This is a genomic window from Microbacterium arabinogalactanolyticum (genome assembly GCF_030268005.1).
Taxonomy (GTDB): domain Bacteria; phylum Actinomycetota; class Actinomycetes; order Actinomycetales; family Microbacteriaceae; genus Microbacterium; species Microbacterium arabinogalactanolyticum.
This window is the reverse complement of record NZ_BRZC01000004.1, coordinates 664,304-680,011: the sequence shown is the minus strand read 5'-3', so window position 1 is coordinate 680,011 and position 15,708 is coordinate 664,304. Positions and strand designations below refer to the sequence as shown.

At 66.5% G+C, this 15,708-nt stretch carries 15 protein-coding genes; 8 read left to right on the top strand and 7 right to left on the bottom strand.

The window, feature by feature from the left end:
- Positions 1–5 precede the first annotated feature (5 nt).
- The 4 genes from MIAR_RS07715 (at position 6) to MIAR_RS07700 (ending at position 5,677) form a co-directional block, all read left to right on the top strand.
- On the top strand, positions 6–1,997 hold the full coding sequence (locus MIAR_RS07715; protein WP_285633732.1) for a cell wall-binding repeat-containing protein: 1,992 nt from the start codon (positions 6–8) through the stop codon (positions 1,995–1,997).
- Between the two features lie 127 nt (positions 1,998–2,124).
- Complete coding sequence (locus MIAR_RS07710; RefSeq protein WP_285633729.1) at positions 2,125–3,057, top strand: ABC transporter permease; 933 nt, start codon at positions 2,125–2,127, stop codon at positions 3,055–3,057.
- Positions 3,054–3,788 (top strand): ABC transporter ATP-binding protein, encoded by a 735-nt coding sequence (locus MIAR_RS07705; protein WP_285633726.1) that lies wholly within the window; start codon positions 3,054–3,056, stop codon positions 3,786–3,788. The genes MIAR_RS07710 and MIAR_RS07705 overlap by 4 nt, the downstream gene beginning before the upstream one ends.
- Positions 3,785–5,677, top strand: a complete 1,893-nt coding sequence (locus MIAR_RS07700) for a DUF6541 family protein (RefSeq protein WP_285633723.1) — start codon at positions 3,785–3,787, stop codon at positions 5,675–5,677. The genes MIAR_RS07705 and MIAR_RS07700 overlap by 4 nt, the downstream gene beginning before the upstream one ends.
- 12 nt (positions 5,678–5,689) lie before the next feature.
- Here the strand turns inward: MIAR_RS07700 and MIAR_RS07695 are convergent, their stop codons facing one another.
- A complete protein-coding gene (locus MIAR_RS07695; RefSeq protein WP_285633720.1) occupies positions 5,690–6,049 on the bottom strand; it encodes a DUF2304 domain-containing protein in 360 nt (119 codons plus the stop codon).
- A 2-nt stretch (positions 6,050–6,051) separates the two neighbouring features.
- Positions 6,052–6,723 carry a glycosyltransferase family 2 protein gene (locus MIAR_RS07690; RefSeq protein WP_285635684.1) on the bottom strand — a complete coding sequence of 224 codons (672 nt, stop codon included), beginning with the start codon at positions 6,721–6,723 and terminating at the stop codon, positions 6,052–6,054.
- A gap of 182 nt (positions 6,724–6,905) precedes the next feature.
- Between MIAR_RS07690 and MIAR_RS07685 the strand changes: the two genes are divergently transcribed.
- Genes MIAR_RS07685 through wecB form a run of 4 tightly spaced genes read left to right on the top strand, consistent with a single transcriptional unit; the run spans position 6,906 to position 10,693 of the window.
- Positions 6,906–7,517: an acyltransferase gene (locus MIAR_RS07685; RefSeq protein ID WP_285633717.1), complete on the top strand. Its 612-nt coding sequence runs from the start codon at positions 6,906–6,908 to the stop codon at positions 7,515–7,517.
- Positions 7,514–8,611, top strand: coding sequence for a DegT/DnrJ/EryC1/StrS family aminotransferase (locus tag MIAR_RS07680; protein ID WP_285633714.1), 1,098 nt, complete (start codon positions 7,514–7,516; stop codon positions 8,609–8,611). Before MIAR_RS07685 ends, MIAR_RS07680 begins: the two co-directional genes overlap by 4 nt.
- On the top strand, positions 8,611–9,600 hold the full coding sequence (locus tag MIAR_RS07675; RefSeq protein ID WP_285633711.1) for a Gfo/Idh/MocA family protein: 990 nt from the start codon (positions 8,611–8,613) through the stop codon (positions 9,598–9,600). The genes MIAR_RS07680 and MIAR_RS07675 overlap by 1 nt, the downstream gene beginning before the upstream one ends.
- A 40-nt stretch (positions 9,601–9,640) precedes the next feature.
- On the top strand, positions 9,641–10,693 hold the full coding sequence (gene wecB, locus MIAR_RS07670) for a non-hydrolyzing UDP-N-acetylglucosamine 2-epimerase (protein ID WP_285635682.1): 1,053 nt from the start codon (positions 9,641–9,643) through the stop codon (positions 10,691–10,693).
- Between the two features lie 33 nt (positions 10,694–10,726).
- Here the strand turns inward: wecB and MIAR_RS07665 are convergent, their stop codons facing one another.
- Genes MIAR_RS07665 through MIAR_RS07645 form a run of 5 tightly spaced genes read right to left on the bottom strand, consistent with a single transcriptional unit; the run spans position 10,727 to position 15,593 of the window.
- Positions 10,727–11,884 carry a glycosyltransferase family protein gene (locus MIAR_RS07665; RefSeq protein ID WP_285633707.1) on the bottom strand — a complete coding sequence of 386 codons (1,158 nt, stop codon included), beginning with the start codon at positions 11,882–11,884 and terminating at the stop codon, positions 10,727–10,729.
- The gene (locus MIAR_RS07660) at positions 11,881–13,047 is read right to left on the bottom strand and encodes a glycosyltransferase (RefSeq protein WP_285633704.1); all 1,167 of its coding nucleotides are present in this window, start codon (positions 13,045–13,047) and stop codon (positions 11,881–11,883) included. The genes MIAR_RS07665 and MIAR_RS07660 overlap by 4 nt, the downstream gene beginning before the upstream one ends.
- Before the next feature lie 22 nt (positions 13,048–13,069).
- Entirely contained in the window at positions 13,070–13,834 is a 765-nt protein-coding gene (locus MIAR_RS07655; RefSeq protein WP_285633701.1) for an AglZ/HisF2 family acetamidino modification protein, read from the bottom strand.
- The gene (hisH, locus tag MIAR_RS07650) at positions 13,831–14,436 is read right to left on the bottom strand and encodes an imidazole glycerol phosphate synthase subunit HisH (RefSeq protein WP_285633698.1); all 606 of its coding nucleotides are present in this window, start codon (positions 14,434–14,436) and stop codon (positions 13,831–13,833) included. The genes MIAR_RS07655 and hisH overlap by 4 nt, the downstream gene beginning before the upstream one ends.
- Positions 14,433–15,593: an N-acetyl sugar amidotransferase gene (locus tag MIAR_RS07645; protein WP_285633695.1), complete on the bottom strand. Its 1,161-nt coding sequence runs from the start codon at positions 15,591–15,593 to the stop codon at positions 14,433–14,435. Before MIAR_RS07645 ends, hisH begins: the two co-directional genes overlap by 4 nt.
- Between the last annotated feature and the right edge of the window lie 115 nt (positions 15,594–15,708).

Below are 15,708 nucleotides of genomic sequence, written 5' to 3'. Positions count from 1 at the left end.
GATGGGTGGCGACTCTCGTCGCCGTCTTCGCCCTTGTGCTCGGGATGGCGGTGCCGGCGAACGCCGCATCCGGTCCCGTCAGCGCCCTCGCAGGGCACCCCGTGAAGACCTCGCTCGCCGGCTTCTCCGCCGGCAACATCATCAGCGACGCGGTGTTCACGAACAGATCCACGATGACTGAGGCTCAGATCCAGGCGTTCTTCAACTCCAAGGTGAAGACGTGCCGCGGAGGTATCGACGAGGACGGGCGGCCGATCGTCTGCCTCAAGGACTTCAAGCAGACCACCGTCAACCGTCCCGCCGACGTGTACTGCAAGGGGTATACGGGCGCCGCCAACGAGCCGGCCGCGCGCATCATCTACCGGGTCTCGCAGTCGTGCGGGATCAATCCGCAGGTGCTCATCGTCATGCTCCAGAAGGAGCAGAGCCTGGTCACGCACACTTGGCCGAGCGCGTGGCGGTACGACAAGGCGCTCGGGCAGGCGTGCCCTGACACCGCGCCGTGCGACCCGAAGTTCGTCGGCTTCTTCCACCAGGTGTACGGGGCCGCGCGCCAGATGCAGCTGTACATGGAAGGCCGCTACTTCACCTGGTACGCGCCGGGCAAGACATGGAACATCCTCTACAACCCCAACAGGGCCTGCGGGAGCTCGCCGGTCTACGTTGCGAACAAGGCGACGTCAGCGCTCTACTACTACACGCCGTATCAGCCGAACGCGGCGGCGATCAAGGCGGGTTACGGCACGGGTGATTCCTGCTCCAGTTACGGGAACAGGAATTTCTACAACTACTTCACGGACTGGTTCGGCTCGACGCAGGCGCAGCTTCCCAAGACCTTCACGATGGGAACCGTCGCTGTCGAGGGTAAGGCGATCGTCGGGCAGACGCTGCGTGCATCGGTCACGGTGTCTCCGCAGCCGGCTTCCCTCGGATTCCAGTGGTATCGGAACGGAACCGTGGTGTCGGGTGCGACCGCGTCGGCATACTCGCTGACAAACGCGGACAGGGGCGCCGCGATCAAGGTCAGCGTGACTGCCAAGAGCTCCGGCTATGTGGACGGGACAGCGACTTCGGCGTCGGCGAACATTGCCACAGTGAGCGTGGAGAGGATCTCCGGGGCGAATCGCGTCGAGACGGCGATCGCCGTCTCACGAGCCGCGTGGCCGTCAGGTACCGGCACGATCATGCTGGCCACCGGCGATGACTTTCCTGACGCGCTCAGTGCGGCTGCCGCTGCGGGTAGAGCGGCGGGCTCACTACTGCTCACCCCCTCGCGTGCACTCCCTGCTGAGGTGATCGCCGAGATCAAGCGCCTGGGACCGAGTCGTATCGTGCTGGTCGGTGGAGAAGGGGTCCTTTCGTCCAACGTCGCCGCACAGGCCGCCGCCGCCGCGCCCGGTGCGAAGGTCGAGCGGCTTTCTGGGGCCGACCGCTATGCCACGTCCCGAGCTGTTGCGGAGGCGAGCGGAGCATCCACTCAGCTGCTGATCGCGACAGGAAACGACTTCCCGGATGCGATCAGCGCGGCGGCCGCGGGCAACAGCATCGGCGCTCCGGTGCTGCTCGTCGACGGCGTGCGGTCGCAGGCTGATGCTGCGACGATCGCCACCATCAAGAAGATCGGTGCCAAGACGGCGACCATCGTCGGCGGGGAAGGCGTCATCTCGCGCGGAATCAGCGCTCAACTCGCGTCGATCGGTCTGTCCACGTCACGGCTGTCCGGTGCTGATCGATTCTCGACCAACAGTGCAGTCGCCCAGAAGTTCTTCCCGACGACAGCGCTGAAGGTGCTTCTGGCCTCCGGCCAGGACTTCCCAGATGCGCTGTCCGCCTCAGTACTGGCTGGACGGTGGAAAGTGCCCCTGCTGCTCACCACGAGATCGTGCGTGGTCGTGAACGCGGCCGACTTCATGCAGAAGGCGGGAGCCGAGTCGGTCGCAGTCATCGGTGGAGTCGGCGTCCTCGATGATCGGGTCGTGGCGCTGCAACGCTGTTGATCGCTTCATGTCCCTGGATGTGGCGCCCTTAGAGGGATCGAAACCGCTGCACCGGTACTTCCGGGCTCAGGCAATTGCCCGAGGCATCGCGGTAACATGATCAGCGACCTTTCGGCTGGAGCCCTCCTTGACAACCAATGATCAATTCGCTCTTGTGCCGCGCACTGAATTCGATATCCCCGGCCGGAGCCATGGGCTGATCGACGTGGTGCGCTGGCGCTATCTGCTGCGCCTGCTCGTGCGTACCGGAGTGACGACCCGGTACCGCAACTCCGTGTTGGGGTGGGCATGGTCGTATGTCCGTCCGGCCGCGCAATTCCTGGTCTTCTGGATCGTCCTCGGGATCTTCATGAATCTCGATCGGGTTCCCAACTACGCGGTGTATCTGTTCTCGGGCATCGTCGTCATCAACCTGTTCTCCGAAGGCTTCAAGAACGCCACGACCTCGATCGTCGGCAACGCGCCTCTGGTGCGCAAGGTGTTCCTACCTCGTCAACTGTTCGCGGTCTCGGCCGTGCTCGTGTCGTTCGTGCACTTCCTGCCGCAGGTGGCCTTGCTGCTGTTCGTTTGCCTGCTGATGGGCTGGGCCGCGCACATCTCCGTGTTGAGCATCCTCGCGGTGCTGGCAGGCATGGCGATCGTGATGGTGTTCTCGCTCGGTCTGGGGCTGTTCTTCGGCGCAGTGAACGTGCGGTTCCGCGATGCGGAGAACATCGTCGAGCTCATGCTGCTGCTGGCGACCTGGGCATCTCCGGTGCTGTACGCCTGGACGATGGTCGAGACCGCAATCGTGGAGAAGCTCGGCTGGCCGCACTGGATCGTCGAGCTCTACCTGCTGAATCCGATCACACAGGGAGTCGAGCTGTTCCATTACGCCTTCTGGCGTCCAGCCAGTCAGGAGATCGTGAACTCGGCCGGCTATGCCGGCGACGCTCTCACCGCCATCCCGCCGGATCTTGCGATCAACACTCTCTGGACCGCGCTGATCGCCATCGGCACCCTGCTGATCGGCCAGTTCGTCTTCCGCCGCCTTGAGGGAAAGTTCGCCCAGGACCTATGAGCGCCAAAGCAATCCGGCCGAGCATCATCATCAACGGTGTGCGGAAGACATTCACGCTCAATCACGCGTTCTCGTTGAAGGACACCGTCGTCTCGTGGGTGCGTCGCCGCAAACTCACCTCGACGTTCGAAGCCCTCAAGGGCGTCGACCTCGTGATCGGCGAGGGGGAGTCCGTCGCGATCCTCGGGATGAACGGCTCGGGAAAATCCACGCTCCTCAAGCTCATCTCGGGCGTCATGGAGCCTGACGCGGGCGAGGTGCTCACCCGTGGCCGCGTCGCCGGATTGATCGAGGTGGGCGCAGGGTTCCACCCCGAGCTCTCCGGTCGCGAGAACGTGTTTCTCAACGCCGCGATCCTGGGAATGAAGAAGCATGAGATCGAAGCGCTCTACGACGAGATCGTCGCGTTCAGCGAGATCGAGGAGTTCATCGATCAAGAGGTCAAGCACTACTCGTCCGGGATGTTCCTTCGCCTGGCCTTCGCCGTTGCGATCCACGTCCACCTGGACGTGCTCCTGATGGACGAGATTCTCTCTGTCGCCGACGTGCCGTTCCGTGAGAAGTGCCGCCGGAAGTTCGAGGAGCTGATCGCGCAGGGCAAGACCCTGATCGTCGTGAGCCACGATATGGAAATGGTTCGCGAGCTCTGCACCAGGGGAGTGGTGATCAGCAAGGGCGAGGTCATCTATGACGGGGAGCTCGAAGGCGCGATCGCGCTGGTGGACGCGTGAGCGCGGACTGGCTGGCACAGACGCCCGCATTCCTCGCAACCTTGGCGCTGCTGATTCTGCCCGGGATGCCGATGGCGCTGTTGCTGCGTCTTCGAGGGGTGCTGGTGTTCGGGGCGGCGATCGTCGGCTCGCTTGCCAGCATCGGCGCCGGCTCTGTGGTCGCTCCTCTGCTCGGCATGCGCTGGTCGCTGCTTCCGGTCCTGATCGTGGCGCTGACGATCACGGTGATCGCTGCGGTGCTCTGGGCGATGAAGCGCGAGAAGGCGCTCCAGCTTCGCGGCGCCGACGATCGATGGGCATGGGCTGGCGTCGGCGCCGCAGCGCTCGGCTGGGCGCTCATCGTCATCCTGGGCGTGAGCAGCGCCTCGCATCCGTCGCAGCTGTTCGACGGCATATTCCACCTGGACGCCGTCGAGTTCATCCTCCAGCACGGTGACGCGTCGCCGTTCCACATGACCATGGTGGTGCCCGGCGATGCGTCCGCGCTGTACCCCACCCTGTGGCACGCGCTCGTCGCGCTCGTCGTGCCCTTCTCGGGGGCGGTGGTCCCTGCGACCAATGTGGTCACCGTCGTCATGGTGGCCGTCGTATGGCCCGTCGCAATCGCAGTGCTGACAAGCGTGCTCTTCCCATCAATGCGCCGAGCCGTTGTCTGGGCGCCTCTCGCCGCGTTCGGGTTCAGCGTGTTTCCCCTCGGGTTCCTGAACTGGGGTGTGCTCTACCCGAACCTGATCGGGATGCTGCAGGTCCCCTTGATGCTCGGCTTCGCGCTCCTGGCGGCGCGTCCCCGTGTTCCGTGGCCGCAGCGCATCGGGCTCGTGCTGCTCGCGGTGGCCTCGGCGGGGGCGACGGCCATGGGGCACCCGTCGGCGATGCTGGGGGCGCTCGTGCTCCTGGTGCCATGGGCTGCCTGGCAGGGCTGGCGAGTCGCACGAGGTCACGGCGCACGTGGTCGTGTGCTCTTCACGTCAGCCGCGGTATTCGTGCTGGTCGCGCTCATCGGCGTGTGGCGATCGCTGAACGTCAGCACGGGCGAATGGCTGCCGAACATGACCATGGCACAGGGAATTGGCGAGGTGGCCTTCCTGAGCCCGGTCGGGCGTACGGCGGGTCTACTGATCGGCCCGCTTGCTGCGATCGGGATCTGGCGAACTGCGCGTTCGAAGCGATGGTGGATTCTCTGGAGTCACGCCGTGGCCGCCGGGTTCTACCTCGCCGCCGTATGGCTTCCGATCTTGTCCATCCGCACTGCGATCGTCGGCATCTGGTACGACGATGCGACGCGCGTCGCATCGTTGCTCGGCGTGCTGGGCCTCCCGCTCGCCGGACTCGGCGCTGCGGTGGTGCTCGAATGGCTCCGGAACCTGCGCGCGACTGGTCGTCGTCGTCGGGCCGCAGCCGTTCTGACCACGGCGGTCCTGCTGGGCGCCACCCACCTGGTCGCCGTGTGGAACGACATCTCGTTCATGCGCAACACCAGCTTCCGATTCGACTCCGCATCACAGGGACTCACGCCCGATGAGGCAGCGCTGTTCGAGAAGGCGGACCGAATTCTTGAATCGGACAGCAGAGTCATCGGTGACCCCTTGACCGGAGCATCGTTGCTGTATGCCTATACAGGTCATGATGTCGTCTTCCCGCACGTGTCAGGTCGCTATGGCCCGGATGCGATGCTCCTGGCCCGATCGATGAACACCGGCTCAGCCGAGGTGTGCGAAGCGGTTCGGCGCCTCGGCGTCACCTATGCCGTCGACTTCGGCGACAAGGAGCTGTTCGAGAACTACTACACGACGTTCGATGGGCTGCACGACCTCAAGGATTCCAAGATCCTGACCGAGGTCGCGAGAGTAGGGGATGCTGCGCTGTTCGAGGTGACCGGCTGCAGCTAGATCCCACAGAGGTCAGGACCTGATCTCGGTCTCATCGTCTGTTGCGTGAGCCTCAGCATCCATCAGCGCGATCCTCCGCGACAGAAGCGTGAGACGACGCTCCAGCTGGGCGTTGCGGCGGAACTGCGTGTACACGAACGCCAGGAACATCACCACGAGGGCGTACAGCAGAAGGTCGGTGCCACGCCCGACGCCGATCAGGGTCGCCACCCACGTGAGCCACTGGGGGAACAGGATCGACAGTACGGCCGCGATCACGAACAGCATCATCAGCAGGCGGCGGATTGCCAGGTGGCTGTCCGCACCGGTGCGTCGCATCACCACGCCACCGAGGACGACCACGGCGACGATCAGCAGGAACTGGATCCACATGGTCACCTCACCACCAGGTCGACGAGGATGTTGATGGAGTTGAGCACGCTCTGCCCCTTGCCCTTCGAGTAGTCCGTGTACAGGAGCTCGACCGGATGCTCACGCCATGGCAGGCCTGTGCTGCCGAGTGCTATCACGATCTCCGTGGCGTGCGCCATCCGGTCCTGCTTGAGATCGACCTGAGACAGCGCGTCCCGCCGGATCACGCGTAGCCCGTTGTGGGCGTCCGTCAGGTGCATCCCGGTGGTCATGTTCGTCACCCAGACGGCTGTCTTCAGCACGATTCGCTTGATCAACCCCGGGTTCGTGCGCTTGTCGAGGAAGCGCGAGCCGAAGACGATGGCGATGTCATCGCGACGTGCGACCTCGAGCATCTGGAGTGCGTCTTCGATTCGATGCTGCCCGTCTGCATCGAAAGTCACGACATACTCGCATCTCGGTTGGCCAAGGGCGAACTCGAAGCCGGTCTGCAGCGCGGCACCTTGGCCGAGATTGATCGGGTGCTGGACCAGCAGCGCGCCCGCCGCGCGGGCCGCTGCGGCGGAGTCGTCGGATGAGCCGTCGTCCACGCACACTACATGCGAGAAGTGCTGAAGCAGATCGCGGATGACGCCGCCGATGACAGTGCCCTCGTTGTAGAGCGGGATCACCACCCAGGCACTCTCGTCGATCATCGCGGGCGCGTGCACACCGGCGCCGTCGGGGGACGTGGATGATGGGGTCACCCCCACATTCTCGCAGGCCTCGTATTGATCAGCGACTCGAGTGCCTTCCGTGTCTGAGATGGAGGCCGATACGGGCACGGTAAGCTGTGAGGGCGATCCGGCAGCATCCGAGTCGGCGCAGAAAGCTGAACGTGGCAACATCTGCTTCCCCGCGCATCGTCGATTCCGCCGACGTCTCGCCCGATGCCTCCATCGGCGACGGCTCCTCGATCTGGCACCTCGCGCAGGTGCGCGAGGGAGTTCAGATGGGTGAGAACTGCATCGTCGGGCGTGGCGCATATATCGGTACAGGTGTCGAGATGGGCGATAACTGCAAGGTGCAGAACTACGCGCTGGTGTATGAGCCCGCCAAGCTCGCCGACGGCGTGTTCATCGGCCCTGCCGTCGTGCTGACCAACGACACCTACCCGCGTGCGATCAACGCCGACGGGACGATCAAGAGCGCTCATGACTGGGAGCCGGTCGGCGTCACGATCGAGAGGGGCGCGGCGATCGGCGCACGTGCAACCTGTGTGGCCCCCGTGACGATCGGCGCCTGGGCCACCGTCGCCGCCGGCGCCGTCGTCGTCAAGGACGTGCCCGCCTATGCGCTCGTCGCGGGGGTCCCCGCCCGCCGCATCGGCTGGGTAGGGGAGTCCGGCGTGCCGCTGGTGGCGGGAGACGACGAGACGACCTGGATCTGCCCGACCACGGGCGATCGCTACATCGAAACCAATGGAACCCTGACCAAGGAGGCCGCGTGAGCGAGTTCATTCCCCCGGCGAAGCCGATCATCGGCGATGAGGAGCGCGAGGCCGTCGATCGCGTGCTCCGCAGCGGTATGGTCGCTCAGGGTCCCGAGGTGGCCGCGTTCGAGCAGGAGTTCGCTGAGCACTTCGTTCCCGGGCGCCCTGCTGTGGCTGTGAACTCGGGCACGGCGGGCCTGCATCTGGGCCTGCTGGCCGCCGGCGTGGGAGCGGGCGACGAGGTCATCGTGCCGTCGTTCACCTTCGCCGCGACGGGCAACTCGGTCGCGCTCACGGGTGGGACACCGGTGTTCGTCGACATCGAGCCGGAGACATTCACGCTGGATCCTGAGGCGGTCGCTGCGGCGATCACCCCCAAGACCAAGGGCATCCTGCCGGTCCATCTGTACGGTCACCCGGCTCACATGCGCGAACTGGAGAAACTCGCCGCCGACCGCGGTGTCGCGCTATATGAGGACGCCGCGCAGGCGCACGGCGCCTCGCTGGATGGACGCCCGGTGGGCTCCTTCGGCGAGTTCGCGATGTTCAGCCTGTACCCGACCAAGAACATGACCAGCGGCGAGGGTGGCATGGTCACCACCGCGACCGCCGAGATCGCGCGTCGGGTGAAGCTGCTGCGCAACCAGGGCATGGAGCGCCAGTACGAGAACGAGGTCATCGGATTCAACGCCCGCATGACCGACATCCACGCAGCGATCGGCCGCGTGCAGCTGACCAAGGTGGACGCCTGGACGAAGACCCGTCAGCAGAACGCGGCGTTCCTGGACGCGAACCTGCGCGGCGTCGTGGCGCCGCCGGTCGCCGAGGGCGCCGTGCACGTGTACCACCAGTACACGATCCGGGTACCCGAGGACCGCGACGGGTTCGTGAAGGCCCTCAAGGAGGAGCACCAGGTCGGCGCGGGCGTGTACTACCCGATCCCGAACCACCGGCTGCCCTCGCTCGCGCCGTACGCCCCCGGCCTGGACCTGCCGGAGACCGAGCGCGCCGCCCGCGAGGTCGTCTCGCTCCCCGTGCACCCCTCGCTGTCGCAGGGGGACCTCGATCGCATCGTCGCCGCGGTGAACGCCGTCGCCGGGGCGGGCGCCTGATGGCCGACGTGCTGCGCGCCGGCCTGCTCGGGGTCGGGATGATGGGACGTCACCACGCGCGTGTCCTGCGCGAGCTGGATGGCGTCGACCTGGTCGGAATCGCCGACCCGGGCGGAGACCCGCACGGGGTCGCCGGGAACCTGGAGGTGCTCCCGGACATCGATGCGCTCATCGCGGTCGGCATCGACATCGCGGTCGTCGCGGTTCCGACGCGGTTCCATGAGGACGCCGCGCTGAAGCTCGCGGCCGCCGGCGTGCACACGCTCGTCGAGAAGCCCATCGCGCACAGCCTGGAGGCCGGCCAGCGCATGGTCGACGCCTTCAAGGCCGGCGGCCTGGTGGGCGCCGTGGGGCACATCGAGCGCTTCAACCCCGCGCTTCAGGAGATGCGCCGTCGCATCGAGGCGGGCGAGCTGGGCGCCGTGTACCAGGTCGCCACGCGTCGCCAGGGGCCGTTCCCGTCGCGCATCGCCGACGTCGGCGTCGCGAAGGATCTCGCCTCGCACGACGTCGACCTCACCGCGTGGGTGGTGCAGTCCGACTACGACCACGTCTTCGCGCAGACCGCGTTCAAGTCCGGTCGTGAGCACGAGGACATGATCGTGATCACGGGCCGCACCAAGTCGGGCGTGATCGTGAGCAACACCGTCAACTGGCTCTCCCCGATGAAGGAGCGCGTCACGGTCGTCACCGGAGAGAAGGGCGCATTCGTCGCCGACACCTCCACCGGCGACCTGACCTTCTACGCCAACGGCACCATCCCGCTGGAGTGGGAGTCGGTGTCGACGTTCCGCGGCGTGTCCGAGGGCGACGTCACTCGCTACGCGTTCGCCAAGCGCGAGCCCCTCAAGGTAGAGCACGAGGCCTTCCGCGATGCGGTGCTGGGCCAGAGCACGGACGTCGTGACCATGGAGCAGGGCCAGCAGACCCTCGCGGTCGTCGAGGCCGCGCTGGAGTCGGCCCGCACCGCCGCCGCGCATCGTCTCTGATCCGTTCAGCATCACTCATCAGAAGGCAGACCACACGATGGTGAAGATCCTCAGCGTCGTCGGCGCGCGCCCGCAGTTCGTCAAGCTCGCGCCAGTCGCGCACGCGATGGTCGGCAGGGCCGAGCACATCGTGGTGCACACCGGGCAGCACTACGACGAGCTCATGAGCGACGTGTTCTTCCGCGACCTCGGCATCCCGGCTCCGGACGTGAACCTCGCCATCGGGTCGGGGAACCACGGCGCGCAGACCGGTGCGATGCTGGAGGGCATCGAGCAGGTGCTCCTCGAGCGCCGGCCCGACTGGGTGCTCGTGTACGGCGACACCAACTCGACCCTCGCGGCCGCCGTGGCGGCCATCAAGCTGCACATCCCGGTCGCGCATCTCGAGGCCGGGCTGCGATCGTTCAACCGCCGGATGCCGGAGGAGCACAACCGCGTGCTCACCGATCACGCCTCCGATCTGCTGCTGGCGCCCACCGCGGTCGCGGCGGCCCACCTGAGCAACGAGGGCCTGGCCGAGAAGACCGTCGTCGTTGGCGACGTGATGACCGACGTGCTCACCGGCGTCCGCGATCGCGTCGCAGGCGACCCGCTCCCCGACCTCGTCTCAGAGGGCGACTACTACGTGGCCACGATCCACCGTCCCGACAACACGGACGACGCCGACCACCTCCGCGGCATCGTCGACGGTCTCGCTGCACTGGACAAGCCCGTGCTGCTGCTCGCGCACCCCCGCCTCGTGCACACCGCGGAGAGGTTGGGCGTGGCGCTGGAGGGCGGTTCCCTCCAGACGCGCGCACCCCTGGCCTACCCGCAGCTGGTCCGGGCCGTCATGGGCGCGGCTGGCGTGATCACCGACTCCGGCGGCCTGCAGAAGGAGGCGTTCCTGCTCCGCACGCCAGCGACCACGGTGCGTCCTGAGACCGAATGGGTGGAGACCGTCGACCTCGGCTGGAACGTGCTCGTCGCGCCGGAGCGCGACGCGATCGTGGAGGCCGTACATCGTCCTGTTCCGCACGCCACGGAGGAGACCCCGTACGGCGACGGCAGCGCCGCCGTACGGGTCGTGGATGAGCTCCTCGCCCGGTCCTGACGGTCGCTGTCGGCGCTGAAGGCCGTCGGTGGCTCAGTCGAGAAGCCGGGAGACCAGGTTCAGGAGGATCTCAGTCTGCCGCTCTGAGGAGAGGTCGCGCGCGGACCTCTCCGAGGCCGCTTTGTACTCGGCGACGGCCTCCGGCGTCAGCGCATCGATCGCCGCGTGCAGGGAGTCGGCCGTGAAGTCTTCGGCGACGACACCCACGCCCGCCTCCCGCACGATCCGCGCCATCTCGGGGGAGGGCCCGATCACCACGCCGAGCCGGGCCTGCACGTAGTCGAAGAGCTTGTTCGGCAACGCGTGCAGGTGGTTGAAATTGATCGGCGGGAGCACGTGCAGCCCCAGATCATGGTCGGCCAGCGTCGCGATGAGCTCGTCGTACGGCACCGGCTCGTGCACGCGGATGCGGGCGTCGGCGGAGGCCCGCTCCCGGAGGCCGCGGCCGTAATCGGAGTCCGCTCCGACCAGGTACAGGTCGAGCGTGACGTCGGCTTCGGACGCCTTCACGGCGTCGATGAGGATCTCGACGTGCCGGTGCGGCGCCGCGACCCCGCTGTGCACCAGGCGCAGCGGGGCGTGCACAGGCGCGGCCTGGCGCTCCTGGTACGGCGAGGCGTTGATGATCAGCGTCGGGTCGAGGTCGTGCTCTCGGCGGTACTCCTCGACGATGCCTGAGCTCACGGTCGTGGTTGCCGCGGCACGGTGCACCGGACCGCTCAGGATCCACCGGAAGTACGGCGCGATCAGCAGACGCCAGGCGAGGGAGTGCTCGTTCTGCCGGGGGAAGTACTCGTGCAGGTCGACGAGCACTCCGCAGCGGGACCTCAGAGTCTCCGCGACCGTCGCGGTCTGCACGTCGTGGGCGATCACGAGGTCCCAGTCGCGGTCGCCGAGCGCGGCGCGGATCGCATGATCCTGCGCGCTGAGACGCGTGATCAGCGGATAAAGGTGCAGCGCGAGCGCCATCAGGTACAGTATCCGGCCCAGGGCGCCCCACCGCTGCTCGCGGTCCGGCAGGCGCACGTGCTCGATCTCCGGGAACGGCGAGTCCCCGCGGGACGCGGTCACGATGTCGTGATCGCCGCGCAGGGCGCGCACCTGCTTGAGGGCCCGCGGAGATCGCGCCAGCGGAGCCGGGCTGAGGATCGCGATCCGGGGGCGTGCGTGCGCAGCAGCCGCGGCCGTCATGCCGAGGCGTCCGCGCGGGAGAAGATGCGGTCGACCATGCGGCGCCACACCTTCACCTGGACCTCGCTCGAGAGCTCGCGCGCCTGACGGTGAGCGCTGGCCTTCCAGGCATCCACCTTGGCGGCGTCGATCCTGTCCAGCAGAGCGGCCAGCGATTCGCCAGTGAACTCCTCGGTCACCGCGCCGAGGTCGTGTTCGCGCGTGATCCTGGCCATCTCCGGCGACGGTCCGGTGATGATGGCCAGTCGGGCCTGAATATAGTCGAAGAACTTGTTCGGGAGGCACCACAGCAGGTTGAACGTCGACGGGGCGATCATCGCCAGGCCGATGTCGTACTGGCTCAGGGTCGTGACGAGCTGGTCGTACGGGACCGGATCGCGGAAGCGGATGCGGGGGTCGCCCTCCGCCATCTTCCGCAGGGACGCGAAGTACGCGTCCTCCGCGCCGACCAGGTACAGGTCCAGCGTGACCGGGGTGCGGGTGAGCTTGACGGCCTCGATCATGATCTCGAGCTTGCGCGTCGCGGCGACGGCGCCACTGTGCACCATGCGGATCGGCTCAGGCGTCTTCGAGGGCTCGATGTCGCGATACGGGGTGGCGTTGACCACCAGATCGCATTCGATCCCGAACTCGCGCCGGTACTCGTCGACGATGCCCTGGCCGACCGTGCTGACCGCGGCGGCCCTGCGCACGTGGCGCTTGAGGATCCATCGGAAGTAGCCGCCCTCGACGAGGCGCCATCGCAGCGAGTTCTCGCCCTGCCGGGTCGCGTACTCGTGCAGGTCGACGAGCACTCCGAAGCGCGAGCGCAGCTTGCGCGCGACGGGGACGGTGGACACGTCGTGGGCGATGATCAGGTCCCACTCGTGCGGGGTCAGCCGTGCCAGGGCGGAGGCGTTCCGCGGGAGCACCTTGGACAGCAGCCGGTACTGGCGAAGCAGGATGATCAGGGAGTACATGCCCCGGATCGCGAGCAGGCCGTGGGAGGTGGGGAGCGACTCAAGCTCGATGTGCGGGACGCCCTCCACCGGGGCCGGGCCGAACCCGGCGGTGGTCACATCGTGGTCGTCGCGCAGCAGCTCGATCTGCTTCAGCGCACGGGGCTCCCGATTGATCGGGGTGAAGGTGAAGACCAGGATCTTCTTCCGCGCGGATCCCTGCATGTCGGCTCCTGTTCGTCGGTTGTCAGCTCGGGCGGAGCGATCGGATGTCGGCGGCGGGGGGATAGGTGATCAGCACGGCGCGGTGCTTTCCCGTCATCACGAACATGGTCCCCGCGGCGACAGCGGATGCTCCGGCGGCCAGTGCCGGCGCGAAGTCAGCCAGGGATCCTGCGCCGCCCAGGGCGACGATCGGGATGGTCACGGCATCTGCCACGCTCTGGATCAGCTTCAGATCGTACCCTGAGCGGCTGCTCTCACGGTCGATGGACGAGATCATCACCTCGCCGGCGCCGTACTGCTGCGCCTGCGCCGCGGCCGCAGCCGGGGTGAGCCCCGTCTTGCGGGAGGCGCGAGCCGTGTAGGTGTCCCAGCCGCCGGTGAGTCGCCGCTTGGCGTCGACGCTCACCACCGTGCTCGATGAGCCCAGCGCCTCGGACACCTCGGTGATCACCTCGGGACGCGCGAAGGCGGCGGTGTTGAGCACCACCTTCTCGATGCCGATCCCCGTGATGCGCCGGGCCTCATCCGCTGACGCGACACCGCCCCCGTAGCCGACCGGCATGAACGCCTCGCTGGCGATCTCCTCGATCAGCGTGTAATTGACTCCGGTGCCCTTGGCCGAGGCATCGATGTCGCAGATCAGCAGCTCGTCCACCTGTTTCTCGTTGAAGATACGCACCGCGTTGATCGGGTCGCCGATGTATGTGTCGCCGCTGAACTTCACGGGCTTGACGAGGTATCCATCGCTGACGAGCAGTACGGGGATCACGCGCGGGAAGAGAGTCATAGTGCGGCGAAGTTCCTCATGATCGTCATGCCGAAGGTGTGGCTCTTCTCGGGGTGGAACTGCGCGCCCATCACGTTCCCCGTCCTGACCATCGAGGAGAACGGGATGCCGTAGTCGGTGATCGCGAGAGTGTCCTCGGCCCGCTCGGGAACCACGTGGTAGCTGTGCACGAAGTAGAACCGGCTCTCCTCGGGCAGCTCCGCCACCAGCGGGTCTTCGCGGGTCGGGTTCGCCAGGTTCCATCCCATGTGCGGCACGCGGATGCCGAGCTTCTCGTCGAAGCGCACACTGCGTCCGGGGATGAGTCCGAGCCCGCTCTTCACGCCCTCGTCGCTCCCGTCCAGGAGCAGCTGCATGCCCAGGCAGATGCCCAGCAGCGGACGTCCGGTGCCCGCGAAGTCGCGGAGCGCGTCGATCAGCCCCGCTTCGGCCAGACGCGTCACGCCCGTGTCGAAGGCGCCCACCCCGGGCAGGAGTACCTTGTCGACCTCGGCGATCTCGTCCGCGGTGCGGACCGAGACGGACTGCGCGCCGACGCGCTTGAGCATGTTCCGGACGGAGCCGAGGTTGCCGAGTCCGTAATCGACGATGCCGACCGTCACGCGGCCTTCTTCACACCGAGGCTCTTCATGATCCTGGCTGGCACCCGCAGCACGCTGAGCAGCAGGTTCCACGACTTCTCCGAGTTCGGGTACGCCGTGTAGTCCACCGGGGGAGCGTCGAAGATGCGTTCCAGCTCCGCTGTCGAGACCCCGAGCTTCTTGGCGATGAACTCGTGATCCTGCGCCCGCAGATCCTCCGGGTAGTTCTCGGTCTCCATCAGAGTGAGAGCCTCGTCCCGGCCGAGCTGGTGGGAGACGATCAGCGAGGAGTAGTGCGCGAGGCGCTTGTCGAACCCGAACTTGTGCGGCAGGTAGTAGCCCTGGAAGTAGCGGGTGAACACCGACTCGTAGTGCTTGCCGCCGTAGTCGCGCCAGCCGACCCGCTCTGTGATGGCGGCTTTGGCGTCCTTGTAGACGTAGGGCATCAGGTTCAGCGGACGCTCGGTCCTGATCCCGCGGACATACGGGTACCAGATGTGCCGCTTGAAGCGGCCGATGATCGGGTAGGTCTTCAGCTTCACCGAGCCGAAGCGCTTCTGGATCGCCTTGAGGTGCTTGGCGTCGTCGGACGAGTAGCCCCAGGCTGAGGGCAAGATCGATTCGCTGGCGTAGTTCGATCCCGAGAGGATGTACTTGATGCCGTACTTCTTGGCCTGGTCGAACGCGACCCAGCCGAAGGCGTGATCGGTGGGGATGTCGCAGTTCGCGACCGACGCCTTGAAGAACGAGAGCTGGAGGTCCTTCATCTCGCGCCAGTCGACGACGTGGGTGTAGAGGTCGACCCCGGTGGTGTTGATCAGGTTCTGGATGTTCCCGACGGCGAGCTCGGAGTTCCAGCCGCTGTCGAAGTGCACGGCGAGCGGGCGCAGCCCGAGCTCGACCGCGCGCATCAGCAGGTAGGTGCTGTCGACACCGCCCGAGACGCCGATGATGCAGTCGTACGGCTTGCCGCGACCGGACTCCTTGATCCTCGCGACGAGCGCCTGCAGCTCGGGCTCGGCCTCCCCGGAGAGCGCCCGGTCGACGACCTTGCCCATGTACTGGTCGTAGTCGAGCGCGTAGTTGCTCACGCCCTCGGCGTCGAACGTGATGTTCGGATCGGTCGTGTCCATGATGGTGCGAGTGCACCGCTGATAGGGGCGTGTTCCACCCGTCATCCGGGGATCCTCCAAGGGTCGACTCGTCGCCGCGTCAGTCGGACGATGCCGACAAAATCACAACTCTTCACGATACCATCGGGGGTTGTGTCAGAGAGTCAGCAAGCACACAGCG

Coding starts and splice junctions, on each gene's coding strand:
- MIAR_RS07645 (WP_285633695.1), bottom strand. CDS start 15,593: ATGACGGGTGGAACACGCCCCTATCAGCGGTGCACTCGCACCATCATG.
- MIAR_RS07675 (WP_285633711.1), top strand. CDS start 8,611: ATGGCCGACGTGCTGCGCGCCGGCCTGCTCGGGGTCGGGATGATGGGA.
- MIAR_RS07690 (WP_285635684.1), bottom strand. CDS start 6,723: ATGATCGACGAGAGTGCCTGGGTGGTGATCCCGCTCTACAACGAGGGC.
- MIAR_RS07660 (WP_285633704.1), bottom strand. CDS start 13,047: ATGCAGGGATCCGCGCGGAAGAAGATCCTGGTCTTCACCTTCACCCCG.
- MIAR_RS07705 (WP_285633726.1), top strand. CDS start 3,054: ATGAGCGCCAAAGCAATCCGGCCGAGCATCATCATCAACGGTGTGCGG.
- MIAR_RS07695 (WP_285633720.1), bottom strand. CDS start 6,049: ATGTGGATCCAGTTCCTGCTGATCGTCGCCGTGGTCGTCCTCGGTGGC.
- MIAR_RS07665 (WP_285633707.1), bottom strand. CDS start 11,884: ATGACGGCCGCGGCTGCTGCGCACGCACGCCCCCGGATCGCGATCCTC.
- MIAR_RS07655 (WP_285633701.1), bottom strand. CDS start 13,834: ATGACTCTCTTCCCGCGCGTGATCCCCGTACTGCTCGTCAGCGATGGA.